The organism is Pseudomonas viridiflava, from assembly GCF_003702045.1.
In the GTDB taxonomy this organism is placed as follows: domain Bacteria; phylum Pseudomonadota; class Gammaproteobacteria; order Pseudomonadales; family Pseudomonadaceae; genus Aquipseudomonas; species Aquipseudomonas viridiflava_C.
The window spans coordinates 1-25,336 of sequence record NZ_RBTP01000043.1 but is presented as its reverse complement, the minus strand read 5'-3'; the positions used below and the strand labels follow the sequence as shown (position 1 = coordinate 25,336).

Sequence of the window (25,336 nt, the reverse complement as noted above, 5' to 3'; positions counted from 1 at the left end):
AACCGTCCATGTTTACTGCTTTATTTGCGCTCATAAAAAAGGGCAGCCCCAGTAACTGACTGCCCTTTATCACTGCAACGCGAGATCAGTCGGTTTCGATTCGCGAGTGCTTGCGGGTGTCTTTCATGAAGACATACACCAGCAGCGAGCACGCGATACAGGCCGTGACGTACCAGTAATAACCGGTTTCCATACCAATGCTCTTGAACCACAGCGCGATGTATTCAGCCGTGCCGCCAAAAATCGATACGGTCAATGCATACGGCAGGCCTACGCCCAGCGCACGAATTTCAGTCGGGAACAGTTCGGCTTTTACCACGGCGTTGATCGAGGTGTAGCCGCTGACGATGATCAGTGCTGCCATGATCAGGAAGAACGCGCCCCACCAGGTCTGAATGGTGTGCAGGGTGGTGAGGATTGGCACGGTACACAAGGTGCCCAGTAAGCCGAACGCGATCAGGATCGGACGCCTGCCAACCTTGTCGGACAGCGCACCGATGACCGGTTGCAGCACCATGAACAGGAACAGCGTCGCGGCTGAAATGGTGGTCGAGTCGGTGATACTCATGCCGACGGTGTTCACCAGGTACTTCTGCATATAGGTGGTATAGGTATAAAAAGCCAGCGTGCCGCCCATCGTCAGACCGACCACGGTCATCAGTTCCTTGGGATGACGCATCAGCGTCCGCATCAGGCTTTCCTTGGCTTTTTCCTTTTTCTTACGCGTGAAGGACTCGGTTTCTTCCATGCCGCGCCGCAGAAACAGCGCCACCACGGCACACAGCGCACCGATCACGAACGGGATACGCCAGCCCCACGCATACAACTGCTCGGTAGTCAGGGTCTGTTGCAGCACGATCAGCACACCCAGCGCGATGAGCTGGCCGGAAATCAGCGTGACGTACTGGAAGCTGGAAAAGAAGCCGCGACGCTCTTTGGTCGCCATTTCACTGAGGTAAGTGGCCGATGTGCCGTACTCGCCACCAACCGACAGACCCTGCAACAAACGCGCGAACACCAGCAGGATCGGTGCGCCGACGCCGATGCTTTCGTAACCGGGCGTAAGGGCGATGATCAACGAACCAAAGCACATCAGCAGCACCGAGGCCATCAGCGCCGCCTTGCGCCCTTTGTAGTCAGCGTACAGGCCCATCAGCCAGCCGCCGATCGGACGCATCAGAAAGCCGACGGCAAAGATTGCAGCCGTGTTGAGCAGTTGGGCAGTGGTGTCGCCCTTGGGGAAGAAGGCTTTGGCGAAGTACAGCGAGAAGGCGGCGTAGACGTACCAGTCATACCACTCGACCATGTTGCCGACCGAGCCACTGAAAATGGATTTGAGACGACTCGAAGTGGTTTTCGGAGCAGCCGTAGCGCCCGCCGACCCCTCCGGTAGGGAGTTGGAAATTTCCATGGTGATCCTTTTATTCATTATTTTTGGAAGAGGCATTCAATGCCTTGACCAGTTCCATAGCAGGAGCTGTGCCACACCAGAGAGGCTTGTTTTAGAGGGGGGCTGAACAATAGATGAGCGAAAAACCGCTCATTCGTCCTTGTTGAATGAGCGGAAAACCGCCGATGGCAGGGTGCGAGGCTGTGCCCGGTTTACGAAACAGCGTTCATTAAAGCGCTCATTTGTCGAGTGCCCCGCTGCGCGATGCCGCCTTGTGCAGAAGCGTGGCCAGGTCCTCCAGCGCATAGGGTTTTTGCAGCAGATCGAAGCGATGCGTGTCGTCCTGTGCGAACTGGGCGAACTCAGTGCTGTAGCCGGTCGTCAACACCACCGGCATCCACGGGTATCGCGCTTCGATCTCGGCGTACAGCTCAAGCCCGCTCATGCCCGGCATGGCAATGTCCGAAAACACCACATGGAAACTTTCAGGGTTGCCGGAAAGCTCTTGCAGCGCCTCGCTGGCGCTTGAGACCCAGACCACTTGAAACCCCAACTGCTCAAGCATGGGACGGGTGTAGGTACCGATGTCCTGATTGTCTTCGACCATCAGCACGCACAGGCCAGGCAGCGTGTTCAGCGTGGGGTTTTCGTTTTCGGGAACGATCTCATGACTCTGCGAACTGGGCAGGCACAGCGTGAAGCGGCTACCACTGCCCAGTTCGCTTTCCACTAGCACTTCACCCCCAGACTGCTTGGCGAAACCGAAGACCTGCGACAGCCCCAGGCCTGTACCCTGGCCCACGCTTTTGGTGGTGTAGAACGGTTCGAAAATAAGTGCGAGTTTGTCCTGCGCGATGCCCGAGCCGGTATCGGTCAGCGACACCGTCACATAATTACCTTCGCTCAGCGAGGGGGCCAGCTCGCTGGAGGGGCAGTCCGAGCGTTCGACCTTGATGGTCAAACGACCTGAACCGGACATCGCATCGCGTGCGTTAACCACCATGTTGACCAGCGCTGTGTCGAACTGGCTGCCGTCGGCAAAGATGAAGCAAGGTTCGGCAGGCACATCGATCTCTACCTGAATGCGCGATCCGGTCAAGGTGTCCATCATCTCCCCGATGCGAGCAACGCTTTTGCCGACATCGAACACTTCCGGCTGCAAGGCCTGGCGACGCGCGAAGGCCAGCAACTGACCGGTAAGGCGGGCAGCGCGGTCCACGGTGCTGGAGATGGCCTCGACATATTTCACGCGACGCGCTTCGTCCAGGTCTGCGGGCTTGAGCAGGTCGCTGCAAGAGCGGATTACGGTCAGCAGGTTGTTGAAGTCATGGGCCACCCCGCCAGTGAGTTGGCCAATGGCTTCCAGTTTCTGTGCCTGATGAAGCGCATCCTGGGAAAGCTTCAACGCCTGGTTGGCCTCTTCTTCGGCCTGAATGTCGCGGCCTACGGCGTGGATGAACTGCTGGTCGGGCACCGCCGTCCAGGCAATTGTCCGGTACGAGCCATCGGCATGGCGGTATCGGTTCTTGAAATGCGGAATGTTCTGGCCGCTCTCCAACCCGCTCATGGCGGCGAGTGTGCTGTCCAGGTCATCGGGGTGTACCAGCGTCAGGAATTGACTGTCGACAAGCTCTTGCTCGGACCAGCCCAACGCCTGCGTCCATGCCGGATTGACGGCATTGATGATCCCGTCGAACTCCGCCACCAGCATCAGGTCGGTCGAGAGTCGCCAGATACGGTCGCGGTCGCGGGTGCGCTCGACGACGCGTTGTTCGAGCGATTCGTTGAGTGTCTTGAGTGCGTCTTCCGCGTCGCGCAGCTGCGTCATGTCGCGGGAGACGCAAAGGATCTTCTCCGGCTTGCCGTCTTTGCCGAAGATCGGGCTGACCTGTACGTGCCACCATTTGACGGTGCCCGCCATCGTTTGCGCCGAACCCATGAAGCTGGCGCTCTTACCTGCCCGGGCGGCCTCAACGGCGGCGATGGCCTCCAGATTGCCGTTGTCCTGCCAGAAGTCCGGCCACGGACAGCCACGAATCGCGTTGAAGTCGCTGACCTCCATGATGCGCTGGCCGCCTTCGCTCATGAAGGTCAGGCGCGAGTCCAGATCCAGTACCTTGATGCAGTCGTTGATGCTCGACAGCACTCGGTCAGTGAAGGCTTCGTTTTCGTTTTGTCTGGCCTGAGCCAGCACGTGCGCTGTGGTTTCGTTGACCCGGCAGAAAACACCGTCGATTACGCCCGTATCGCCGAACAACGGCGAATAGGACAGCGACCACCAAGTCAGCTGGGGTTTGCCGTCACGAATCACCGTGCGCTGAATATCGTCGGACCGACAGCTTTGCCCGGTCTTCGCCTGTTCGGCCAGATGCCGCACGTCTTCCCACGCATCACCCCAGACCGAGGCGATTGGCTGCCCTTGCGCCTGGCTGGCTGCGATCGGTAGCACGGCGCAATAGGCGTCATTGAAGAACAGCGTGAACTCAGGCCCCCACAGCAGGTACATGCTGTCCGGACAACTGAGCATCAGGTTCATCGAGGACAACAAGGCAGATGGCCAATTGTCCTTGGTCCCAAGAGCAGACGTCGACCAGTCTGTCTCTCGGATAAGCCGACCCATTTCACCGCCACCCAGAGGGAGGTCGAGGGGAGTATTCACGGTAGAAAATGCCCCATGTTTCGGACTGCTGAGGTGGGTTGGGAGATAAAGGCGCAATGATGGCATTACGCCTTATAACTATCCAGCCATCACGACCGAAGGCGTCGTGACAGTATGCAGACCCGGTGTTTCTGGAAATGTTCGTTTCCCGCCAGGCAAGTATTTTCAGTGGGCGTCATTATCCTAGAAACATTTCCCGCACCAGACCGTGGCGCTGCATTTTCTCGTTAAGGGTTCGGCGCGGCAGTTGCAATTCATGGAGTACGGATTTGATGTCGCCTTTATGCCGATTCAGGGACGCCCGTATGCACTGGGCTTCAAAGGCTTCCTGTTGGGCGGCCAAAGATTGGCCGTCGGGTTCGGCGCAGGTGTCTGCGTCCGGCTGGGTCAGCCCCAGCGTTTGGCGCTCGGCCGCGTTGGCCAGTTCGCGCACGTTGCCGGGCCAGTCGTGGCTGAGCAGCTGGCTCAGGCGTGACGCGCTGACCACTGGCGCTTCACGGCCCATGCGCGCCGCCGCTGCGTGGGCAAAGTGGTTGAACAGCAGTGGAATGTCTTCGCGTCGTTCACGCAGCGCGGGCAGGCGCAGCTCGGCCACGTTGAGCCGGTAGGCAAGGTCTTCGCGAAAGCGTCCGGCGCGCGCCTCTTCCAGCAGATCCGGCTTGGTGGCGGCAATAATGCGCAGATCGACATCAATGCTCTGATTGGAGCCCAGGCGTTCAAGGCGTTTGTCCTGCAGCACTCTCAGCAGCTTGACCTGTTGCGCCATTGGCATGCTTTCGATTTCGTCGAGAAACACCGTGCCACCGTGGGCGTATTCAAGGCGGCCGATGCGTTTGCCCTGCGCGCCGGTGAATGCGCCGCTCTCGTGGCCGAACAGCTCGGCTTCGAACAGGTGTTCGGGAATGGCGGCGCAGTTGAGGGCAACGAACGGTTTGCCGGCGCGAGGGCCGAAGTCGTGCAGGCAGCGGGCAACCAGTTCCTTGCCGCTGCCGGTTTCGCCGCGAATGATCACGTTGACCGACAGTTGTGACAACTCCAGCACATGGCGGCGCAAGGTCTGCAGGCTCGGCGACATCCCCAGCAGGGTGGCGTCCAGCCGGGTTCGGGCATCGGCTTGTTCATGCAGGCGGCGGTTTTCCAGAATGAGCTGGCGCTTTTCCAGTGCGCGACGCAGGTTGCTGATCAATGTTTCCGGGCTGAAGGGCTTTTCAAGAAAATCGTAGGCACCTTCACGCATGGCTTCGACGGCCATCGGTACGTCGCCATGACCGGTCAGCAGGATGACCGGCAAGTCCTTGTCGACCGTCTGCAGACGCGCCAGCAGTTCAAGCCCGCCGATGCCCGGCATGCGCACGTCCGTGAGCACGACGCCTGGAAAGTGTTCCGGCAGTTCGGCCAGGCAGTCCTCGGCGCGAGCAAAGACCTGCACAGTGAAGCCTGAAAGTGTCAGCCACTGCTCGACGGCTTGCCGAATGGGTGCCTCGTCGTCTACCACGATGACCGCGTTCAACATGCCGGGTCAGGTCTCCAGAAAGTCGTTGGGCAGGCAGAACCAGAAGACCGCACCGTTGCTGTGGTTTTCAGCGTTCAACTGGCCGCCCAGTTCATGGATGATCGCATAGGAAACCGCCAGCCCAAGCCCCAGCCCGTCGCCTACCGGCTTGGTGGTGAAAAACGGATCGTAAATGCTCGCCAGGTTTTCCGGCGCAATGCCGCTGCCCGTGTCGCTGACACTCAAGCGCCATTGGTCGTTCTGGGGGGCGATGCGAATCTCCAGGCGAGCAGGTGCTGCGTCACGCATGGCGTCCAGTGCGTTGCGCAGCAGGTTGATCAGCACCTGCTCCAGTCGAATCGCATCGCCACGCACCCAGGCGGGGCGTGACAGGTGCAAAACACATTCGACATGCTCTTCGCGCAGGCGCGGGTCCAGCAACAGCAGGGCCTGATCGACCACCGTAGCCAGGTCCAGGCGCTCGCGCAGGCCGCTGGGGCTCTTGCGGGCGAACGTCTTGAGGTGACCGGTCAGGGCCGACATGCGCGTCAACTGCTGATCCACCGGGATCAGCGCTTTGCTGGCTTCATCGATGCGACCGTGATCCAGCAGCAGACGCACGGTCGCCAGCTGCATGCGTTGCGCCGTCAGCGGCTGATTGATTTCATGGGCCAGTGCCGCCGACATCTGGCCCAGTGCCGCCAGCTTGGCCGATTGCACCAGACCGTCCTGAGCGGTTTGCAGATCACGGGTGCGTTCCTGAACCAAGCGCTCAAGTTCGTCCCGGCTGCGTTCGCGCAAACGTGCCAGACGCCAGCGCTGGTAGAGAAAAAGCGTCAGAAAAACCAGCGCCAGCCAGATCCCCGCAGCGGCCATCCCGGCGTTACGGATGTCTTCGTTGGTCACCGGCGGTTTGCGCAGCAAATGTAGCGTCCAGTTTTCATCCGGCAACGGCAAGGACTGCCAGAGGTAATCCGCCATACCGTCCGGGCCTTCGACCCGACGCAATTGGCTGTGCTCCCCCAAGCGTTCGAGGACGTGACTGTGCAGGGGCGACAAGGGTTTTTTATCGTACTGGCGAGTGCGCAGCAGCTCGGTGCGGTTTTCGAGCGAGATGGGTTCAAGCTCGCGATAACGCCAGCCAGGCCTATTGGCGATAAACACGACGCCCATGCTGTCGCTTACCAACAACAGGTCCTCGCCCTGACCCCATTCCTGTTCAAGCGTGGGGAACTCAAGCTTCACCACCATTGCGCCAATGAAGCGGGATTTGTCGTCCCGCACGGCACTGGATAAAAAGTAACCTGGAATGCCCGTGGTCACGCCGACCGCATAGAAGCGCCCTGTGCCTTGAGCGCGGGTTTGCAGAAAGTACGGACGAAAGCCGTAGTTGTGACCGACATAGCTGTTGGGGGACTGCCAATTGCTCGCACCGATGGCCAGTCCATGACGGTCCAGTAACTCAAGCGTCGAAGAATGAGCGGCCTGGTTGATCTTTTCCAGTTTCAGGTTCAACTGATGCTGCACGCTTTCTGTGACCGGGCCGCTAAGAGAGGCTCGAATCTCCGGGTCCAGCGCCAACACGGAGGGTAGGGCGCGATAACGTTCTATCAAGGTGTGCAACGTGTTGGCGTACAACGCCAATTGACCACTGGCGCGCGCGGCATCTTCCGCCACTGCATGGCGTTGCGCCTGATGCATCGCAAGGCTTGCGGACACGGCTGCGCCAACGAGGATGAGCAGGGTATACAGGGAGAGGCGCCAGTAGCGATGCTTGAACGTCATGTCACGTGCACTGCCCGAACAGACCGGTTGGGAGCCTTCAGGAGCAGGACGCTCGTGAAGGCTCCCTCAGCGGTGCTTACAACAGGTTGAAAGTCGCTTCTTTTAACGTTTGTGAGTCCAGACCGATCATGACCTTGAACTCGCCCGGCTCTGCAGCGTATTTGAGCTGAGCGTTATAGAACTTCAGGTCATTTTCGCTGAGGGTGAAGGTAACGACTTTTTCTTCACCGGGCTCCAGCGTGACCTTTTCAAAGTTTTTCAGCTCTTTCACCGGACGGCTGAGCGAGGCTGCAATGTCACGCAAGTACAGCTGCACGACAGTCGCCCCGGCGACCTTGCCGGTGTTCTTGACGGTGACGCTGGCCGTCAGCTTGCCGTTGCGCGCCATCTTGGCGTCAGACAGTTTGACGTCCGAGACGTCGAACTGCGTGTAGCTCAGGCCATAACCGAAGGGGAACAGTGCGCCGTTCGGCTCTTCGAAATAATGCGACGTGTAATTGCCCGGCTTGCCTTCATGGTACGGACGACCGGTGTTCAGGTGCGCGTAGTAAACCGGCAGTTGACCGATCGAACGCGGGAACGACATGGCCAGTTTGCCCGACGGGTTGTAGTCGCCAAACAGCACGTCCGCCACGGCATTGCCGCCTTCGGTGCCCGGGAACCAGGTTTCGAGCATGGCATCCGCCTGTTCCTGTTCGTCGACCAGCACCAGCGGACGGCCGTTCATCAGGACCAGAACCAGCGGCTTGCCGGTCGCCTTGAGTGCCTTGATCAGGTCGCGCTGCTTGCCCGGAATGTTCAGGCTGCTGCGGCTCGCCGACTCGTGAGACATACCGCGAGACTCGCCGACCACGGCCACGATCACGTCGGACTGCTCGGCCACCTTGACCGCTTCGTCGATCATTTCCTGAGCCGGACGCGGATCGATTTCCACTTCCTTCTCGATGAAGTTCAGGTAGTTAAGGACGTGTTCGTTGTCGCTGATGTTTGCGCCACGGGCATAGACCAGCTTGGCCTTGTCGCCGACGGCATTTTGCAGACCTTCATACACCGTCACCGACTGGTTGGGACGGCCAGCAGCCGACCAACTGCCGAGCATGTCGAGGTGACTTTGCGCCAGGCCGCCGATCACGGCGATGGTGCCTTGCTTCTTCAGCGGCAGCGTGTCGTTCTGGTTTTTCAGCAGCACCAGTGTCTTGCGCGCCACATCGCGGGCTTCGGCACGGTGCAGGCGGTCATCGGAGTAAGTGTCGGCAGGGTCATCGGCAGCAACACCAATGCGACCGTAAGGCGAGGCGAACAGGCCCATGTCGTACTTGGCGCCCAGCACCTCGCGTACGGCGTTGTCGATTTCGTGCATGGACACTTCGCCGTCCTTGACCAGCCCAGGCAACTGCTCGCCGTACGCCACGTCGTTCATGCTCAGGTCCACACCGGCCTTGATGGCCAGTTTTGCGGCTTCGCGGTAATCCTTGGCCACGCCGTGTTCGATCAGTTCCTTGATCGCCCCGTGGTCACTGATCGTCACGCCCTTGAAGCCCCAGTCCTTGCGCAACAGGTCCTGCATCAGCCACATGTTGGAGGTGGCCGGAATGCCGTTGATCGAGTTCAGGGCGACCATGATGCCGCCAGCGCCGGCGTCGATACCGGCACGGTACGGCGGCAGGTAGTCGTTGTGCATGCGCGTCATGCTCATGTCGACGGTGTTGTAATCGCGTCCGCCTTCAACTGCGCCATACAGGGCGAAGTGCTTGACGGCCGCCATGATGCTGTCGTTGGCGGCGACGTTCTTGCCCTGGAACGAGCGAACCATCACGTCGGAAATGCGCGACACCAGATAGGTGTCCTCACCGAAGCCTTCGGAGCTGCGGCCCCAGCGTGGGTCGCGCGAGATGTCGACCATTGGCGCAAAGGTCATGTCCAGACCGTCGGCGCTGGCTTCCTTGGCTGAGACACGGCCGGTCAGCGCAATAGCGTCCATGTCCCAGCTGGCGGCCATGCCGAGGCTGATCGGGAAAATCGTGCGATGACCGTGAACGACGTCATAGGCAAAGAACATCGGAATTTTCAGACGGCTCTTGGCGACTGCCGCTTCTTGTAAAGGACGGTTTTCCGAGCGTGTAATGGAATTGAAGGTGCCACCGATGCGTCCGGCAGCGATCTCTTTCAGAATCATCGGCTGCGGCATTTCGCTGCTGATGCTGATGAGGCGCAGTTGGCCGATCTTTTCATCCAGCGTCATTTGTTTCATCAGTTTGCTGATGAACGCATTCTTTGCTTGAAGTGTGGCCTTGTTCGAGACGGCAGAAGACGCCGGAACAGTCGCCGTTTCAGCACTTTGAGCGATGACGGAGTGACTCGCCAATCCAACCAGCAAACCTAATAAACACAGCTTATTCATGAATAATTTCCAAGGCTTTTGTCGGCAACTCGCGTTTAATATCCGACAGCCAGTTTTTGGGTTATAGACCTTTGGCGGTATTGTTCGAGCAGGGCGCAAGAATAGTTGCTGCCCGCTTCGTTGTGCGAGGTCTTTCCAGGGTGTGTACGAAAATCTTCGGTTGTAGTGATTTTTGTACGCATCCTTGCTCGGTCAACGGTTGGCTTATGCTCGGCGTCGGCGATGGATTATGCCGGGGAACGTGTGATTTGGCTAAGGCGGTTGTTTCAATGGATTCAAAAAGCACCGGAGGTCTGGTTTGAAGTGCGTGTTACAGATGATGTTGTACGCGGTAATGACGCTGGGTGTGGCATTTCGTGCCCAGGCCGAGCAGCCCGTTTTGGTTTTTCCGCCCATGACGGGCAGTGTCGTGGATGCGGCGCAGATGCTGGACAGCCAGACGGCGGTGCGTCTGGCAAAACTGCTTCGGGCTTACGAACAGTCGACCGGCGAGCGGATCGTGGTTGTCACGCTGGCGGATCTGCAGGGTGCGACGATTGAAGAGTTCGGCGCCCAGCTCGGTGATGCCTGGGATCTGGGGCAGGGAGGCAAGGCCAACAGCGCCTTGCTGGTGGTTGACCGTGAGAAGCGCAAGGTGCTCATGGAGGTCGGCTCGGGTCTGGAAGACCGGTTGAGCGACGCCCAGTCCTCGCTCATTATCAACATGCTGATCATGCCCGAGTTCAATGACAGCCGGTTTGCCGCAGGCATCGAGCGCGGCGCTCAGGCGGTCGTCGCAGCGTTGGGCGGCCAAGTCCCGGATTACCCGGAACCTGCGACCCGGCTTGCGGTTTATGAAGAGCCGATGAGTGATTTCAAGGTCTGGCTGATGGCGGTAGTCCTGACCCTTATCGTGGTGATGATCGTGCTGGTCAGCATTCGACGTTCAGTCGGCCGTCTTTGCTCGGCCGAACGTTCCGAGGGACGCAGTGGCGGCCGTTTCGGCGGCGGTGGCGCTTCAGGCAACTGGTAATCGATGGATCCGGGAAAGAGAAAACGATGGCTTTATTGAACAGAGAAGAACAACGGCAGGTGGCAGAGGCGATTGACCGTGTCGAACAACGCACCGACGCCGAACTTGTGACCGTACTGGCGGCTCGCGCTGATGATTACGCGTACATGCCGTTGATCTGGGGCGCACTGATTGGCCTGTTATTACCCGGCACCGTCAATTACTGCCTGCAATGGCTGAGCGCCGATGAATTGATGCTGGCCCAGATGAGCACCTTTATCGTGGTTGCACTGGTGTGTCGTATTCCGAAAGTCACGTCGCACCTTGTGCCCGCTTCCGTGCGCCGATGGCGTGCGGGGAATCTGGCGCGACGGCAGTTTCTGGAGCAAAACCTGCACAAGACCCATGACGGCACCGGCATTCTGGTGTTCGTCAGCGAGGCCGAGCGTTATGTGGAGATTCTGGTCGATCATGGTATTGCCAGTCGCTTGCATGACGACATCTGGAAAGCGATGGTCGATGTGTTCACGCAGCAGGTGAGAAATGGTCAGACTTTGCAGGGCTTTCTTGGGTGCATCCATGCCTGTGGCGAGCTGCTGGCCGATCATGTGCCGGTGACACATGGAAAGAATGAGTTGCCCAACCGGCTGGTGGTGTTGGGCTGACTTCTGTGAAACCGGTGTCGGCAAGACCGACACCGGTCGTGTATCGGTAGATCAAAGGGTGCGTTTGATGTCATGCACCTGCTTTAAGTAGGTTTTGAATTCTGCCAGGTAACGGGTGAAATCGCCCGAGGTGGCGTCCGGCGACTGGCAGGCAGCCAGAAAACCATACAGCGCCTCGTAGACCTTGGCTGCTTCATTGATCCAGGCGCCCTTGTTTTGATCGATGCTGTCCAGACCTTGCAGTTCAGCCAGATTCCTTGCGAGGGCTTTCGCCTCGCTGCTAACACCACGTGACTGCGCGAGCAGCGCATTGTAGCGATGGCGCAAGGTGTCTCGCTCATTGACCAGATCAAGGTACTTCAACGCATTGCTGACCTGTCCCAGCATCTTTTCAAGCCGGGCGAGCCCAGCTTGCACCAGCGCGAGTTCAGGCGATGGCATGTTGATCAAAGCCAGCTCATCCGCCGTGGGCAGGATGTCCTTGAACTGATCGGCCAGATTGTATTTTTCAAGCGTGGCAATGGTGCTGTCCAGCAGACGTCGATCTTCCGCAATGGAGGCCATCGAGCTCGCCAGTTTGGCGTTTTGCTGATTCAGGGAATCGAGTTGCCGTTGCAGTGTTTCCTTTAAGGTCGTTGCGTCGGGTTTAATATTGATCTGTTTCAGATCATCGCAACGTTGGGCAATGGCGTTTGCACTGCTGCTGACGATGCGTCGCAACGATGATTGAGCGTGCACGCGCTGCGTATCCAGTAAGCCCAACGCCTTCTGTTTGTTCTCAACGCTTAATGTCAGGTCGGCTTCGATCTCGCGTTGCATGATCTCCAGGGCGTTCAGTTGCTCGTTGTTCAACTGAACCGTGACCGTGGTCAACGTTTCGGACAGTACCGCACCCGCTGCCGTGAGTGCCGCTTGCACGGAGGGCAGTTTGATCTTGATAGCGGGGAGAAAGTCCAGCGTGAGAGACGCAATATGCGCGTGAATAAGTTGCTCGGCAGCCTTCATGATGGCTTTCTCAGGCACCGCGAGGTGCGTGAAGTCACTTAATGTTTTAGCGGTCATGTTCATATCCTTATGATTATCTGTTCTGTTCGGAACGATACTGATCCAGTGCATCGTTAAAGAGTTTCAGCAGGGGTTGAGTGATACCGTGAATTTCTTTCCAAGGCGTTATCACACCACGAAAGTGCAGCGCAAAGATCAGCAGTGCCTGATCATCGGTGATGGACGTCAGTACACGCGCGGATTCATTTATATACGACGCCAACATGCTCCAGAGGTCTTGCAGGTTCGTCGCACTTTGATGCGCATCCAGCATTCTGAATTGCATGTCTTCAAAGAGTGTTTCCAGGTTGCGTACGGCCGCTGCCAAAGGGCGCTTCTCTTTAAGTAGCTGGACCTTGGCATTTTTCTCACGGATCAGTCGGTTCTTTTCCTTGCGGATTTTTTCAGCCTTGCTGCCAAAGACGCCGCCCGTAATAGCCAGTCCTATGGGACCACCAAAAATACCCCACGCCGCACTGGCTGCTGTCTTTTTGTACTCTTTGATCTTTTGCTCGATCTCGACCGTCAGGCGCTCGATGTCTGTCTGAAGCTCTTCGATTTGCTCATCAAGGTCAGAGCGGCCTGCCAGCGTTATCTTGCGAGTGACATCGGGAACCAGCGAGACCGTCAGCGTTTGGGTGAATACCTGAAGGTCACTTGCCAATTGCTCCGATGATTGCCTGTGTTTGTCGATATCCGCCGCAATGACGGAGAGGTAGGTTGCCAGCGAAATACATAGGTGTTGATCTTCGGCGCTGAGCTCGGCAGGTGTCATGGCCCAGACCTGCTCGATGTCCAGGTCGGCGACCTTCGTGTTAAGCCGCTGGGTGATACTCAGGTTGTTGATGACCTCAATAACCGCTGAACCCTGCTCGAAAAAACTGTTGGCAAAGAGATCCACGGTAAACCCGGTTTCTTTAATGTTTCGTTCAAGGCCGGACCAACTTCTGGCGTGCTGGTTGATGTTTAAATACGTGGCCAACAGGTCTTTGGGTTCAAGCCCCGGAATGCCGCTGGAACTGAACCCAAGATGGTGTTGAACCTTGGTCAGGGTGAGGGGCAGATCAAGGCCGTGTCGTTCGTAACGCTTGATACTGAGGATATCTTCTTTGGTCAGGACCAGTGCCGGAGCTCGGCCATCGTGTTGTTCATCCTGCAACACAACATGAAAGAATTCGGCGGGTTTTACAACTACCCGCTCCAGTTCATCAGTGCCTAACGATTTAAAGGGAGTCTGCATCATGCACATCCTTGTGCCGGTTATCTGAAGTGCTGAATGTAAACAGTACGGTCGTTCCTGACCGGTTGCCTTCAGCGGAATTGAATATAACCGGGATGGTGTGAACCACAAGTGTTGAAGGGGATTTAGGACCGTGGTTATTTTACTGGGTATGTAGATGACCTAATGTGTCCGGGTTCTGGCTGCGCAGCGCTTGCAACTGCCGTAAAAAATAGTGATGTCATGGCCGACGTTGACGCTTAAAATGCACGCTGATTTTTCGAGTCCCGACAGGGGCGCTTGAGGCTTTTTCGATGTCCGTCACACCCTCCGCTCCATCTCCGGTCGCTCCCGACCATCGCGCGCAGTTTCTCGATCTGCTGGACACCAGCTTGTCCCAGAGCTCGCTGATCAAGCTGGTGCTGGCCAAATACGTGGGCAGCGAAGCCGAGTTGCAGCGCGTGATCATCAAGCCGCTGATCGTCAGAGAACAGCCGAGCCTGTCCTTCGTGTACCGCTACAAGACCCGCGACATTACCAAGAACTTTTCGCTTGCCGAGGCGGTGGAGATCATCGCAGGCCTGATTCCCGAGTCGTTCAAGAACGCGCATCTGCTATCGCTGACTGACGAAGTGCAGCTGGAATTCAGCAAGAAGGGTAAAAGCACGCTGTTCAAGAGCAAGGCTCAGCAGGCGCGCGAAACCCCTGCCGCTGGCCATGATCGCGAGAAGAAGCGCTATCTGGAGCTGACCCGTCCGTTTCTGACCGATCTGGGCGTGACCAATCGGCAGCATGAGCTGATCCCGGCGATGTCGCGCAAGTGGAAGCAGATCAACAAGTTCATTGAGGTGTTTTCCCACGCCCTGACGTCTTCTGCGCTCAAGCTCGATCAACCGGTCAAGGTCGCGGATTTTGGCTCTGGCAAAGGCTACCTGACGTTCGCCATTCACGATTACCTGCGCAACACCCTGCACGTGCAAGGCGAGGTGACGGGTGTCGAGTTGCGCGAAGACATGGTGACCCTGTGCAACAACGCCGCTGCGCATCTCGAACATCCCGGGCTTGTCTTCAAGCACGGTGATGTTCGCACCGTTGCGCCGAGCGAGCTGGACGTGATGATCGCGCTGCATGCCTGTGACATTGCCACCGATTACGCCATACACACGGGTATCCGGTCCGGCGCGTCGATCATCATGTGCTCACCTTGCTGTCACAAACAGATTCGTTTGCAGATCCAGAGCCCGGCGCTGCTCAAACCCATGCTGCAATACGGTCTGCACATGGGGCAGCAGGCCGAAATGGTGACTGATAGCCTGCGTGCCCTGTTGCTTGAGGCCTGCGGTTACGACACCAAGGTGTTCGAATTCATTTCGCTGGAACACACCAACAAGAACAAGATGATCCTGGCGGTCAAACGTGCCGAACCGGTGGACCCTGCCCACTTGCTGGCACGGATCCAGGAACTCAAGACGTTCTACGCGATCACCGAGCAGAGCCTGGAAACGCTGCTTCGGGCCGATGGTTTTCTCGGCTGAAGATTTAACTGACCACGGCAGCCGGCTTGGGTGCAACGACCGAGGTCTTGCGTCCGAGCATGACGGTGGCAATCACTGCGGCTGCAAATACCCAGGTCATGGGCTCGATATGTTCGCCGAAGAACAGCGCCGACAAGGCGATGGTGAAGAAAATCTGTAGCAACTGAATCTGGCTTACCCGCGAGATCCCGCCCATCGCAAGCCCTGAATACCAGGCAAAGAAGCCGATGAACTGCGAGAAGAACGCGACGTAGCCGAACGCCCACCAAGTGCCCGTCGAAATGGGGCCCTGGTGCTGGGCGGCCATGTACAGAAAAGGCCCGAGCAACAGTGGACTCGACAACACCAATGCCCAGCAGATCACCTGCCAGCCACCCATTTCCTTCGCCAGTCGGCCGCCCTCGGCGTAGCCCAGCCCGCCCACCGCAATGGCGCCCAGCATCCACACATCTCCCACTTGAATGCTGCCGGCTCCATTCATCAAGGCATAGGTGAGCACCAATGCGCTGCCCAAGGCCGCGCACGCCCAAAAGGCTTTCGAAGGGCGCTCATGTGACAGCCACGCGGCGTAGATCGCCACGAACAGCGGCTGTATGCCGTTGACCAGCGCGCCGTGTGAAGCGGGCAGGGTCTGCATGGCCCATGCGGACAGTATCGGAAAGCCGATGATCACCCCGGCAATGACCAACGACAGCCCTTTCAACTGTTGCAGGGTTGGCCACTTCTCGCGTCGCCAATACAGCAGCGCAGCGGCGGGAATCGCGGCCAGCAAAGCGCGCCCGATTCCGTTGAGCAGAGGGTGCATTTCCTGCACCACGACGCGTGTCATGGGCAGCGTCAGGCTGAAGATGATCACGCCCAGTAGGCCCAGCGCCATGCCTGTGTTTTCGCGAGTTGCCATGTTTCGATCCGGTATTTTTAGTGATGTGTCCAGACCCGATATATAGCCATATAACGCGCTCGCTTTCCTTTACAGCCAGAGGCTTATTCGGCCGTACAGTTTGAATCGGGTTGTTGTGCATGGCATCAGTTGACTACGCTGCGTAAAAATTGAAACAGGAACGCTCACACATGGACACGCTTCGGCCTTACACCTCGACGGATCAGGAAACGTGCCTGAAGATTTTCGATTCCAATACGCCGCGATTTTTTGATCTGGCGGAACGTGACAAATTCGCTCGCTTTCTACTCGACCCTGTAGGTGCCTATTTTGTCGTGGCGCGAGACGGAATCGTCCAGGCTTGCGGTGGTTTTCTGGTGCTGGCCGACACATCGGTGGCTGAACTCACCTGGGGCATGGTGGACTGTGACGAGCACGGCAACGGGCTGGGGCGGTTCCTGACCCTGGCCCGACTGGACGCCATGAGGGAGGTCCCCAGCGTGACCCGTGCCTATATCAACACCAGCCAACTGGTTCAGGGCTTTTACACCAGCCTTGGGTTCACGCTGACTCGCGTGAAGAAGGATGGGCATGGTGTGGGTATCGACAGCGTCGAAATGCTGATGACATTAGCCTGAGGAAAACTAACTGAACGGGTCAATAATTTAAAACACCTTTACCTGAAAGTTGTACAGGAATGTTGCAGTTTTTAAGAGATGTACAAGAATAGGCGCGGTATTAAATAGCAGGCTCTCTAATAAGTATTTATGTGGAACGCTGGTAAGTCAGCACCGTCTCAATGCGGTCACTCATTAATTATGCACAGTAGGAAATCATGAGCGCATATAGGCTTTCTACGCTTGAAATCAAGCATATGATCGAACAGTCGTTGCTACCCCACCGCTGTGAATGGAGCGCCGCCGAGGGCGATTCATTGACGTTGACACTGACCAACGCTGCCAGCCCGGAACACGCCATTTGCATGGCCGGAATCAAGCTGGACAGCATGATCTCCAGCCGTGCCATTTCGGAACTGGTTGCCGAAGCTCGCCTGTTGATGTCCATGAACGAAGTGCCGGTATCTTCGTTGGGCCACCGACAGGCTTCTGTAAAACACTGGTAACACCCGCGCAGTTCGTAACACGTTGAAATATCGGGCATCGAAGAAGTTGTAACGGGGACGATGGAAATGCTTTTGCATTTCCATAGTTGCCTGCATAAATGGCGGGATTGAAATCCGTAAATGGCCAAACAAAGGTGTTCACGTCCGCACAGTGACTGATGCCATGTGCCTATGCGGCGAACAGCTTTGCGCATGGCCGCTCTCAGCGTCCAGGTGACGGTTGTCCTCACCCTCGTTGAGGGTTATCATCCGGCGGTCAATTTATGACCTGTCGAAGGAAATACCTTGTCTCGTTCCAACTGGCTGCCTACGCCGCCTTAGCGCTACGCCCCCCTCGCGTTACTCAGATCGCTCCCTAACCGCGGTCGCTCTCTGCTGTGCCCGATTTTTGGCCACCGCACATCCTCAACTGCACTGAACACAGACGCACCTGCATCGCCCAGCGCCCGACGCTGCGCGCCATGCCGTGCCTGAATGGGTGAACCAATGCTTGAAAAAATCAAGGCTGCCTGGCTATCGAACGTCCGGGCTGACGTACTTGCAGGCCTCGTTGTTGCGATGGCCCTCATTCCTGAAGCCATCGCGTTTTCCATCATTGCCGGGCTCGACCCACGAGTGGGGCTCTACGCATCGTTCTGCATCTGTACTGTCATCGCGTTCGTCGGTGGACGCCCGGCGATGATCTCCGCGGCAACCGGCGCGATGGCGCTGCTCATGGTGAATCTGGTCAAGGATCACGGTCTGCAATACCTGCTTGCTGCGACACTGGTGTGCGGTGTTTTGCAAATTATCGCGGGGTATCTGCGCTTGGGTGAGTTGATGCGATTCGTGTCCCGCTCGGTGGTCACCGGCTTCGTCAACGCACTGGCCATTCTGATCTTTCTGGCGCAATTGCCAGAGCTTACCGGCGTTACCTGGGTGGTGTATGCCATGACCGCCGGTGGGCTTGCGATCATCTATCTGCTGCCACGGATTCCAGTGGTGGGCACGCTGTTGCCATCGCCGCTGGTGTGCATTCTGGTGCTCACCGCAATATCGGTTTACATGGGCCTGAATGTCCATACCGTGGGCGATATGGGCTCGCTGCCCGACAGCCTGCCGGTGTTCATGTGGCCGGACGTGCCGCTCAATCTTGAGACATTGCTGACTGTACTTCCGTACTCGGCGGCGCTGGCGGTGGTGGGTTTGCTGGAGTCGATGATGACCGCAACCATCATCGACGACCTTACCGACACCTCTAGCGACAAGAACCGCGAATGCAAAGGGCAGGGCGTTGCCAATATTGCCACCGGACTGATCGGCGGCATGGCGGGCTGCGCCATGATTGGCCAGTCGATGATCAACGTGAAGTCCGGTGGCAGAACGCGCCTGTCCACCCTGAGCGCCGGTATATCACTATTGGCAATGATGATCTTCCTCGGCGACTGGCTGGCGCGTATCCCGATGGCGGCGTTGGTCGCGGTAATGATCATGGTGTCCATCAGCACGTTCAGCTGGAGCTCGATTCGTAATTTGCGCGAATACCCTTTGTCCACCAATCTGGTCATGGTGGTGACAGTGGTCGTGGTTGTCGCCACGCACAACCTGGCCTATGGCGTAGTGGCCGGAACCCTGTTGGCGGCGATGTTCTTTGCCAACAAAATGGCCCGTTACCTCGACGTCAGTTCGAAACGCGACCCGCAATACAGCCACCGCACCTACTACGTCATCGGCCAGGTGTTCTTTGGTTCGGCGGATCGTTTTGCAGGCGCATTCGATTTGAAAGAACCGCTCGACACCCTGACCATCGACCTGCGAGACGCGCATTTCTGGGACATCACCGCAGTCGCTGCTCTGGACAAGGTGGTCTTGAAACTGAGGAACGCCGGGATTGTCGTGGACGTGATAGGCATGAACAGCGCGACCGCCACGCTGGTGGACCGATTCGGCGTGCACGACAAGCCGGGCGGCATCGAGGCGCTGATGAAGCATTGAGGTTTTTTGGGTAAGCCGCCTTTTTCGCGGTGTCGAGCCTGCTTCTGCCCGCAGGGCGTGGGCGCTTTCGGAGGTTACGACGGCAGCGATGGGCTGCGCAGCGGCCCTAAAACACCCTCATTAATCCTTAAGCCCCGCCCAGAACTTCTCCGCAAAGTCCCCCAGCGGGATCATTGCCCTGAAGATCCGGATTTCGGTCGGGATGTCTGGCAGTGGTGTCGAGCTTTTCGAAAGACGACCCGACACAAGCTCAGGCGCCGCGAGGCTCTGGGGCAGCCAGGCGATGCCTTTGGCTTGCAACGCCATCGACAGCAGCACGGCTGCCAGGTGCGAGCTGAATACCGTTTCCAAGGCGGGATGATCCGGGCTGTTTTGCAGGTACGACGCAATGATTCGTCCCAAACCCGACTCTGCCGTGTAAGAGAGAAAGGGCACCGGCGCTCCCTGCGTCAACTCGGGCGATTGCAGGGCAAGCAGGGTGTCGGTGCCAATGACTTTGCTGTCGAACTGCTTGCTGTCGAAACGGGGCGAAACATTCGGATACTGATGGCAGATCAGGAATTGCACTTCACCGTTGAGCAGCAATTGCTCGCACGCCGCCATGTTGTCGGAGTGAAGCCTGACGCCTTCAATCGGGGCGCCGTCTTCCACCTTCCTGATCCAGGCCGGGAAGAAGGTGAACGACAACGAGTGTGTGGCGGCAAAGTGCAGCGTTCGCGTGGCTTTACCTGCAACTTCCTTCACATCGGCGCGCATCTGGTAAAGCCTTCGCGTCAGTTCGCGGGCATTGTCCAGCATGCTCTGGCCCGCTTCGGTCAACGTCGCGCCTTGGGCTGTGCGCTCGAACAATTCAACGCCAACCCAGCTTTCCAGCGCCCTGATCCTTCGGCTGAACGCGGGCTGAGTGACATGCCGCGCATCGGCGGCACGGGAGAAGTTTCCGCTCTCGGCGAGGGCGTTGAAGTCCTCCAGCCACACGAGTTCCATGAGTGATGCCTTGTGCACATAGGGTGCTGCATTAATAGCATTGGCCCCGATTTCGCGTCCAGCCCTACAGTCTGTGCGTACCAACCCGGAGCTCCGGGGACAACAATCAGAGAGGACGCTTCACCATGCGCATCGTAGAAATTCGTGAGAAAACGGTTTCCATCGCCTCCCCCATTGCCAATGCCTACATCGATTTTTCAAAGATGACGTGCTCGGTTGTCGCCGTTATCACTGACGTGATGCGTGATGGCAAACCGGTGATCGGATATGGCTTCAATTCCAACGGCCGTTACGGACAGGGCGCGTTGATGCGTGACCGTTTCCTGGCCCGCATCAGCGAAGCGGACCCCGAGACGCTGGTCGACAAGGAGCGCGATAACCTGGACCCGTTCGCCATCTGGAAAACCCTGATGACGAATGAAAAGCCCGGCGGCCACGGTGAGCGCTCCGTGGCTGTGGGCACCATCGACATGGCGGTCTGGGATGCCGTGGCCAAGATCGAAGGTAAGCCGCTGTATCGTCTGCTGGCCGACCGTTATCGCGATGGGGTGGCTGACGACAAGGTCTGGGTCTACGCGGCAGGCGGTTATTACTACCCGGGCAAGGACCAGTCCAAGCTCAAGGCCGAGATGCAAAGCTACCTGGATCGCGGTTACGACGTGGTCAAAATGAAGATCGGCGCCGTGCCGCTGGACGAAGATATTCGCCGCATCGAGGCGGTGCTGGAAGTGGTGGGGGATGGTCGCCGTCTGGCGGTCGACGCGAACGGACGCTTCGACATCAAGACCGCCATTGCCTACGCCGAAGCCATCAAGAAATACAACCTGTTCTGGTACGAAGAAGTCGGTGATCCATTGGATTACGCCTTGCAGGCCGAGCTTGCCAATCACTACGAATTGCCGATGGCGACCGGTGAAAACCTCTTCTCTCATCAGGATGCCCGCAACCTGTTGCGCCACGGCGGCATGCGTCCTGACCGTGATTACGTGCAGTTCGATTGCGCGCTGTCGTATGGCCTTGTGGAGTACATGCGCACGCTGGATGTTATGAAAGAACTGGGCTGGTCATCGCGCCGGGTCGTTCCCCACGGCGGGCACCAGATGTCGCTGAACATCGCAGCGGGTCTGCACTTGGGCGGCAACGAGTCATACCCCGATGTGTTCCAGCCGTTCGGCGGCTTCGCCGACGGGATTCGCGTCGAGAATGGATACGTCGGCCTGCCGGACATTCCGGGTGTCGGCTTCGAAGCCAAATCCGAACTCTACAAAGTGATGCGAGAGCTCGGCGAAGGCTGACCGGTTTTCATCATGACGCGGCGCTCCACAACAGGGCCGCGCTTGTCCTCATACAAAAACAACACTGAGGTACAGCCATGAACACAGCCACACGCTGGTACAAGCTTCTGTACGTCCAGGTTTTGATCGGCATCGTCATCGGCGGTCTGATCGGCTACCTGATTCCCGATATCGGCGCCAGGCTTCAGCCGCTCGCCGACGGGTTCATCAAACTCATCAAGATGCTGCTCGCGCCAATCATTTTCGGCACGGTCGTCGTCGGCATCGCCAAGATGGGCAGCATCAAGGAAGTGGGCCGCACGGGCGGCAAGGCGCTGATCTATTTCGAGATCGTCTCGACAATGGCGCTGGTCATCGGACTCGTGGTCGTCAACCTGATGAAGCCGGGCGAGGGCATGAACATTGACGTCAGCACGCTCAACGTCGATGCGATCAAAGGCTATGCCCAGGCTGCAGAGTCTCAGGGCGGTGCCGTCAGCTTCTTCATGAACATCATTCCGACCACCCTCGTGGACGCCTTTGCCAAAGGCATCATGCTTCAGGTCATCTTCATTTCCGTATTGATGGGCATCGCGCTGGTACAGCTGGGTGAGACGGGTAAACCGTTGGTCAATATCATCGACCTGTTGTTGCAGAGCCTGTTTCGTATTGTGGCGATGGTGATGCGCCTTGCGCCGATTGGTGCCGGTGCAGGTATGGCGTTCACCATCGGCAAATACGGCATCGGCACGCTGGTTTCCCTGGGACACCTGATGTTGGCGCTGTACGTGACCACGCTGTTTTTCATTGTCGTTGTATTGGGCTCGATTGCTCGCTGGTCAGGCGTGCCGCTGCTGACGTTCGTGCGGTATTTCAAGGACGAGATTCTGGTCACCCTCGGGACGTGCTCCACCGAGGCTGTCTTGCCGAGGATGATGATCAAACTCGAAAAACTCGGCTGCAAGCGTTCGGTCGTTGGAATGGTGCTGCCAACCGGCTACACGTTCAATTCGGACGGCACCTGCATCTATCTGACGATGGCGGCGATCTTTGTCGCTCAGGCCACCAACACGCCGCTGACTCTGGCCGATCAATTGGTGGTGCTTGGCGTGCTGCTGCTGACCTCGAAAGGATCGGCGGGCGTTGCCGGGGCGGGCTTTGTGACGTTGGCGGCCACGTTGTCGGTGATTCCGGAAATCCCCCTGGTGGGCCTGGTATTGCTCTTGGGCGTTGACCGTTTCCTCAACGAAGCGCGTGCGGTCACCAACCTGATCGGTAATGGCATTGGCACCCTCGCCATTGCCAAGTGGGACGGCGCGTTTGATCAGTCGGCTGCCGATCGCGAGATTGAAGCGATGAAGCATCCTCAGGCCGTTGCCACAGAGTCATCGGACAAAGCCGATACGGCGTACTGACAGACAACGCCCGGCCTCGGAAACGGGGCCGCCGTGGGCGCATCAACACACTATCCCAACTGTCGAAGAATCGTTGCCAACAACCCCGGAAAACGGGTTTCGAGTTCGTCCTGACGCAACGAATTCATGTGCGTCGTGCCCACGTTGCGGGTGTGAACCAGCCCGGCATCACGCAGCACCCGAAAGTGGTGTGAGGCACTGGATTTAGGCCTTTCGCCACATAATTCGCCGCACGTTGCCTCTGGCACGCCAGCCAGATGGCGGACGATTTCCATGCGCACAGGGTCGCTCAACGCATAGAGCACGCGGTCGAGAGTGAAGGCATCGGGTTCTGGGTGTTTTAGGGTTCGCATGGACGGCATGATAACGAGGGGTTTCAATTAGCGCTATATTTCGAATACTATCGAACAATCGTATTTCGACGCATTCGGAGATATTCATGTCAGCGCTGTTCCAACCCTACACCCTCAAAGACGTCACTCTGCGTAACCGAATTGCCATCCCGCCGATGTGCCAGTACCGGGCAGACGACGGCGTCATCAACGACTGGCATCACGTTCATCTGGCGAGCATGGCGCGCGGCGGAGCCGGGTTGCTGGTGGTTGAAGCGACTGCCGTGGCACCCGAAGGTCGAATCACACCCGGGTGTGCCGGCATCTGGAATGACCAGCAAGCGCAGGCATTCGTTCCCATCGTGAAAGCCATCAAGGCGGCCGGTTCCGTGCCAGGCATCCAGATTGCCCACGCAGGCCGTAAGGCAAGCGCCAACCGTCCGTGGGAGGGCGACGACCATATTGATCAGTCCGACGCACGCAGTTGGGAAACCATCGCGCCGTCCGCCATCGCTTTTGGTGCCAACCTGCCCAAAGTGCCGCGTGAAATGACCCTGGACGACATCGCTCGCGTTCAACAGGACTTCGTCAACGCCGCACGCCGCGCGCTGGAAGCCGGCTTTGAATGGATCGAGCTGCACTTTGCCCACGGCTATCTGGGGCAAAGCTTCTTCTCGGAGCACTCTAACCAGCGCACCGATGCCTACGGTGGCAGCTTCGACAATCGCAGCCGCTTCCTGCTGGAAACCCTGGCCGCCGTGCGTGAAGTCTGGCCAGAGCACCTGCCATTGACCGCCCGTTTCGGCGTCATCGAATACGATGGTCGCGACGAGCAAACCCTCACCGAATCCATCGAACTGGCGCGTCGTTTCAAGGCCGGTGGTCTTGACCTGCTGAGCGTCAGCGTCGGTTTCACCATCCCCGACACTAACATCCCGTGGGGGCCTGCTTTCATGGGCCCGGTTGCCGAGCGCGTACGCCGTGAAGCGGGCATTCCGGTAACCTCGGCATGGGGTTTTGGCACGCCGCAATTGGCTGAAGAAGCGGTTAAATCCGGACAGCTTGATCTGGTTTCCGTCGGTCGTGCGCACTTGGCGGATCCACACTGGGCCTACTTCGCTGCCAAGGAACTGGGAGAGGAGAATGCGTCCTGGACGTTGCCAGCGCCGTACGCGCATTGGCTTGAGCGGTATCGTTGAGTGACCTGATGTTGGTCCGGATCAAGGCATAGCTGGAATGGCTATGCTTTTGGTTGATTGAAAACCCCGCCCAGGCGGGGTTTTTCGTTTCAGTCTGATCTGTTTTTTAAGCACGCCTTGATGAGTAGTTCGCTGTCGCATGGGATCTTCTGGAAATGGCTGATGTTCATGTTTTGTGTCTGGCCAACCCCTGATGTGTCGGCATTACTGTCTTACAAATGAAATTGACACCCGCTTATATTCTTCGTATTCCTAAGTCGACTTGCGCTCAAGCTTTACTCGCAGCAGCCGAAAGTGAGTGCAGAGATTTTTGATTCGTTGTTGTAAGCAAACCGACCCCCTCCGATACATCCTCATATCAAGGAAGAAGAAATGGCCGTTATTAATGGAACAGCCGGCGCAGATACGCTTGTCGGCACAGCCGGGGATGATGAAATCAACGCCTTGGGTGGCAACGACATCATCAAGGGCTCAGCTGGCGCGGACAAAATTGATGGCGGCGCTGGTTCGGATACTGTTGATTATTCGGCATCTAGTGAAGGCATCAATGTAAATGTGCGCTTGGGCGTTGGGCTTGTTGGGCGGGGAGGCGATGCAGAAGGTGACACGCTCAATGGCATCGAGAATGTTATAGGCTCGGCCTTTAACGACGTCCTTACTGCCGGCCCGTACACCATCGTCAACGCGGTACGCCTGGAAGGCGGCGCGGGGGACGACGTTTACAACATTGATATGGGCTACGCCCCGACCATCATCGAGCAGGCTGACGGCGGCAATGACGAAGTACGCGTCTCGGTGATCAACCCTGCCAACACGTTCCTGGCGGCCAATGTCGAGCGCCTGACTTATGTAGGTTCAGGCGCCTTCATTGGTTATGGCAACGACAGCAACAACGTCATCACCGGTGGCTCAGGCAACGACACCCTCTACGGTGGCGCGGGTGCAGACCAGTTCATCGGCGGCGCGGGTTA

19 protein-coding genes and 1 pseudogene are annotated in these 25,336 nt (G+C 57.8%); 10 read left to right on the top strand and 10 right to left on the bottom strand.

The genetic code is table 11. From position 1 onward, the window contains the following. Positions 1-85: 85 nt before the first annotated feature. The 5 genes from ALP40_RS14715 to bglX form a co-directional block, all read right to left on the bottom strand. On the bottom strand, positions 86-1,411 hold the full coding sequence (locus tag ALP40_RS14715) for an MFS transporter (protein WP_122208972.1): 1,326 nt from the start codon (positions 1,409-1,411) through the stop codon (positions 86-88). Between the two features lie 217 nt (positions 1,412-1,628). Further along, the gene (locus ALP40_RS14710) at positions 1,629-4,010 is read right to left on the bottom strand and encodes a PAS domain S-box protein (protein ID WP_122208971.1); all 2,382 of its coding nucleotides are present in this window, start codon (positions 4,008-4,010) and stop codon (positions 1,629-1,631) included. A gap of 217 nt (positions 4,011-4,227) precedes the next feature. Further along, positions 4,228-5,562: a sigma-54 dependent transcriptional regulator gene (locus tag ALP40_RS14705; protein ID WP_122208970.1), complete on the bottom strand. Its 1,335-nt coding sequence runs from the start codon at positions 5,560-5,562 to the stop codon at positions 4,228-4,230. A 6-nt stretch (positions 5,563-5,568) separates the two neighbouring features. Further along, positions 5,569-7,326: an ATP-binding protein gene (locus tag ALP40_RS14700; RefSeq protein ID WP_122208969.1), complete on the bottom strand. Its 1,758-nt coding sequence runs from the start codon at positions 7,324-7,326 to the stop codon at positions 5,569-5,571. 76 nt (positions 7,327-7,402) lie between these two features. Further along, positions 7,403-9,727 (bottom strand): beta-glucosidase BglX, encoded by a 2,325-nt coding sequence (gene bglX, locus ALP40_RS14695; protein ID WP_122208968.1) that lies wholly within the window; start codon positions 9,725-9,727, stop codon positions 7,403-7,405. A gap of 319 nt (positions 9,728-10,046) precedes the next feature. Between bglX and ALP40_RS14690 the strand changes: the two genes are divergently transcribed. Together ALP40_RS14690 and ALP40_RS14685 are read left to right on the top strand one after the other, a co-directional pair. Then, the gene (locus tag ALP40_RS14690) at positions 10,047-10,739 is read left to right on the top strand and encodes a YgcG family protein (RefSeq protein ID WP_181116678.1); all 693 of its coding nucleotides are present in this window, start codon (positions 10,047-10,049) and stop codon (positions 10,737-10,739) included. A 26-nt stretch (positions 10,740-10,765) separates the two neighbouring features. After that, positions 10,766-11,383: a TPM domain-containing protein gene (locus ALP40_RS14685; RefSeq protein ID WP_122208966.1), complete on the top strand. Its 618-nt coding sequence runs from the start codon at positions 10,766-10,768 to the stop codon at positions 11,381-11,383. Between the two features lie 51 nt (positions 11,384-11,434). Here ALP40_RS14685 and ALP40_RS14680 read toward each other — a convergent pair whose 3' ends face one another. Continuing rightward, entirely contained in the window at positions 11,435-12,499 is a 1,065-nt protein-coding gene (locus ALP40_RS14680) for an alpha-xenorhabdolysin family binary toxin subunit B (protein WP_258198151.1), read from the bottom strand. Then, on the bottom strand, positions 12,462-13,667 hold the full coding sequence (locus tag ALP40_RS14675; RefSeq protein WP_122208964.1) for an alpha-xenorhabdolysin family binary toxin subunit A: 1,206 nt from the start codon (positions 13,665-13,667) through the stop codon (positions 12,462-12,464). The genes ALP40_RS14680 and ALP40_RS14675 overlap by 38 nt, the downstream gene beginning before the upstream one ends. Positions 13,668-13,960: 293 nt before the next feature. On the opposite strand from ALP40_RS14675, the gene ALP40_RS14670 reads away from it, so the two are divergent. Beyond that, positions 13,961-15,181 (top strand): SAM-dependent methyltransferase, encoded by a 1,221-nt coding sequence (locus tag ALP40_RS14670; protein WP_122208963.1) that lies wholly within the window; start codon positions 13,961-13,963, stop codon positions 15,179-15,181. Positions 15,182-15,185: 4 nt separating this feature from the next. On the opposite strand, the gene ALP40_RS14665 is transcribed toward ALP40_RS14670, so the two are convergent. Continuing rightward, entirely contained in the window at positions 15,186-16,082 is an 897-nt protein-coding gene (locus ALP40_RS14665; RefSeq protein WP_122208962.1) for a DMT family transporter, read from the bottom strand. A 170-nt stretch (positions 16,083-16,252) separates the two neighbouring features. Between ALP40_RS14665 and ALP40_RS14660 the strand changes: the two genes are divergently transcribed. The 3 genes from ALP40_RS14660 to ALP40_RS14650 all read left to right on the top strand — a co-directional run bounded on the left by ALP40_RS14660 (position 16,253) and on the right by ALP40_RS14650 (position 19,158). Beyond that, on the top strand, positions 16,253-16,699 hold the full coding sequence (locus ALP40_RS14660) for a GNAT family N-acetyltransferase (RefSeq protein WP_122208961.1): 447 nt from the start codon (positions 16,253-16,255) through the stop codon (positions 16,697-16,699). A 197-nt stretch (positions 16,700-16,896) separates the two neighbouring features. Further along, the gene (locus ALP40_RS14655; RefSeq protein WP_122208960.1) at positions 16,897-17,184 is read left to right on the top strand and encodes a DUF1652 domain-containing protein; all 288 of its coding nucleotides are present in this window, start codon (positions 16,897-16,899) and stop codon (positions 17,182-17,184) included. A gap of 486 nt (positions 17,185-17,670) precedes the next feature. Then, a complete protein-coding gene (locus tag ALP40_RS14650; protein WP_122208959.1) occupies positions 17,671-19,158 on the top strand; it encodes a SulP family inorganic anion transporter in 1,488 nt (495 codons plus the stop codon). A 120-nt stretch (positions 19,159-19,278) separates the two neighbouring features. On the opposite strand, the gene ALP40_RS14645 is transcribed toward ALP40_RS14650, so the two are convergent. Further along, a complete protein-coding gene (locus tag ALP40_RS14645; RefSeq protein WP_122208958.1) occupies positions 19,279-20,145 on the bottom strand; it encodes a LysR family transcriptional regulator in 867 nt (288 codons plus the stop codon). Positions 20,146-20,270: 125 nt separating this feature from the next. Between ALP40_RS14645 and ALP40_RS14640 the strand changes: the two genes are divergently transcribed. Both ALP40_RS14640 and dctA read left to right on the top strand, forming a co-directional pair. Next, the gene (locus ALP40_RS14640) at positions 20,271-21,440 is read left to right on the top strand and encodes a mandelate racemase/muconate lactonizing enzyme family protein (protein ID WP_122208957.1); all 1,170 of its coding nucleotides are present in this window, start codon (positions 20,271-20,273) and stop codon (positions 21,438-21,440) included. 77 nt (positions 21,441-21,517) lie between these two features. Continuing rightward, entirely contained in the window at positions 21,518-22,834 is a 1,317-nt protein-coding gene (gene dctA / locus ALP40_RS14635) for a C4-dicarboxylate transporter DctA (RefSeq protein WP_122208956.1), read from the top strand. Positions 22,835-22,884: 50 nt separating this feature from the next. Here dctA and ALP40_RS14630 read toward each other — a convergent pair whose 3' ends face one another. Next, entirely contained in the window at positions 22,885-23,187 is a 303-nt protein-coding gene (locus ALP40_RS14630) for a helix-turn-helix transcriptional regulator (protein ID WP_122209041.1), read from the bottom strand. 86 nt (positions 23,188-23,273) lie between these two features. Between ALP40_RS14630 and ALP40_RS14625 the strand changes: the two genes are divergently transcribed. Together ALP40_RS14625 and ALP40_RS14620 are read left to right on the top strand one after the other, a co-directional pair. Next, positions 23,274-24,365 (top strand): NADH:flavin oxidoreductase/NADH oxidase, encoded by a 1,092-nt coding sequence (locus ALP40_RS14625; protein WP_122208955.1) that lies wholly within the window; start codon positions 23,274-23,276, stop codon positions 24,363-24,365. Between the two features lie 372 nt (positions 24,366-24,737). After that, a pseudogene (locus tag ALP40_RS14620) lies at positions 24,738-25,336 on the top strand (calcium-binding protein); the annotation flags it as partial.

Bases quoted from the DNA above. Each gene is read 5' to 3' on its own strand.
- ALP40_RS14690 (WP_181116678.1), top strand. From the start codon at position 10,047: ATGTTGTACGCGGTAATGACGCTGGGTGTGGCATTTCGTGCCCAGGCC.
- ALP40_RS14650 (WP_122208959.1), top strand. From the start codon at position 17,671: ATGCTTGAAAAAATCAAGGCTGCCTGGCTATCGAACGTCCGGGCTGAC.
- ALP40_RS14645 (WP_122208958.1), bottom strand. From the start codon at position 20,145: ATGGAACTCGTGTGGCTGGAGGACTTCAACGCCCTCGCCGAGAGCGGA.
- ALP40_RS14710 (WP_122208971.1), bottom strand. From the start codon at position 4,010: ATGGGTCGGCTTATCCGAGAGACAGACTGGTCGACGTCTGCTCTTGGG.
- ALP40_RS14705 (WP_122208970.1), bottom strand. From the start codon at position 5,562: ATGTTGAACGCGGTCATCGTGGTAGACGACGAGGCACCCATTCGGCAA.
- ALP40_RS14700 (WP_122208969.1), bottom strand. From the start codon at position 7,326: ATGACGTTCAAGCATCGCTACTGGCGCCTCTCCCTGTATACCCTGCTC.
- ALP40_RS14640 (WP_122208957.1), top strand. From the start codon at position 20,271: ATGCGCATCGTAGAAATTCGTGAGAAAACGGTTTCCATCGCCTCCCCC.
- ALP40_RS14625 (WP_122208955.1), top strand. From the start codon at position 23,274: ATGTCAGCGCTGTTCCAACCCTACACCCTCAAAGACGTCACTCTGCGT.
- ALP40_RS14715 (WP_122208972.1), bottom strand. From the start codon at position 1,411: ATGGAAATTTCCAACTCCCTACCGGAGGGGTCGGCGGGCGCTACGGCT.
- ALP40_RS14680 (WP_258198151.1), bottom strand. From the start codon at position 12,499: ATGCACTGGATCAGTATCGTTCCGAACAGAACAGATAATCATAAGGAT.
- dctA (WP_122208956.1), top strand. From the start codon at position 21,518: ATGAACACAGCCACACGCTGGTACAAGCTTCTGTACGTCCAGGTTTTG.
- ALP40_RS14665 (WP_122208962.1), bottom strand. From the start codon at position 16,082: ATGGCAACTCGCGAAAACACAGGCATGGCGCTGGGCCTACTGGGCGTG.
- ALP40_RS14675 (WP_122208964.1), bottom strand. From the start codon at position 13,667: ATGCAGACTCCCTTTAAATCGTTAGGCACTGATGAACTGGAGCGGGTA.
- ALP40_RS14670 (WP_122208963.1), top strand. From the start codon at position 13,961: ATGTCCGTCACACCCTCCGCTCCATCTCCGGTCGCTCCCGACCATCGC.
- ALP40_RS14660 (WP_122208961.1), top strand. From the start codon at position 16,253: ATGGACACGCTTCGGCCTTACACCTCGACGGATCAGGAAACGTGCCTG.
- ALP40_RS14630 (WP_122209041.1), bottom strand. From the start codon at position 23,187: ATGCGAACCCTAAAACACCCAGAACCCGATGCCTTCACTCTCGACCGC.
- ALP40_RS14685 (WP_122208966.1), top strand. From the start codon at position 10,766: ATGGCTTTATTGAACAGAGAAGAACAACGGCAGGTGGCAGAGGCGATT.
- bglX (WP_122208968.1), bottom strand. From the start codon at position 9,727: ATGAATAAGCTGTGTTTATTAGGTTTGCTGGTTGGATTGGCGAGTCAC.
- ALP40_RS14655 (WP_122208960.1), top strand. From the start codon at position 16,897: ATGAGCGCATATAGGCTTTCTACGCTTGAAATCAAGCATATGATCGAA.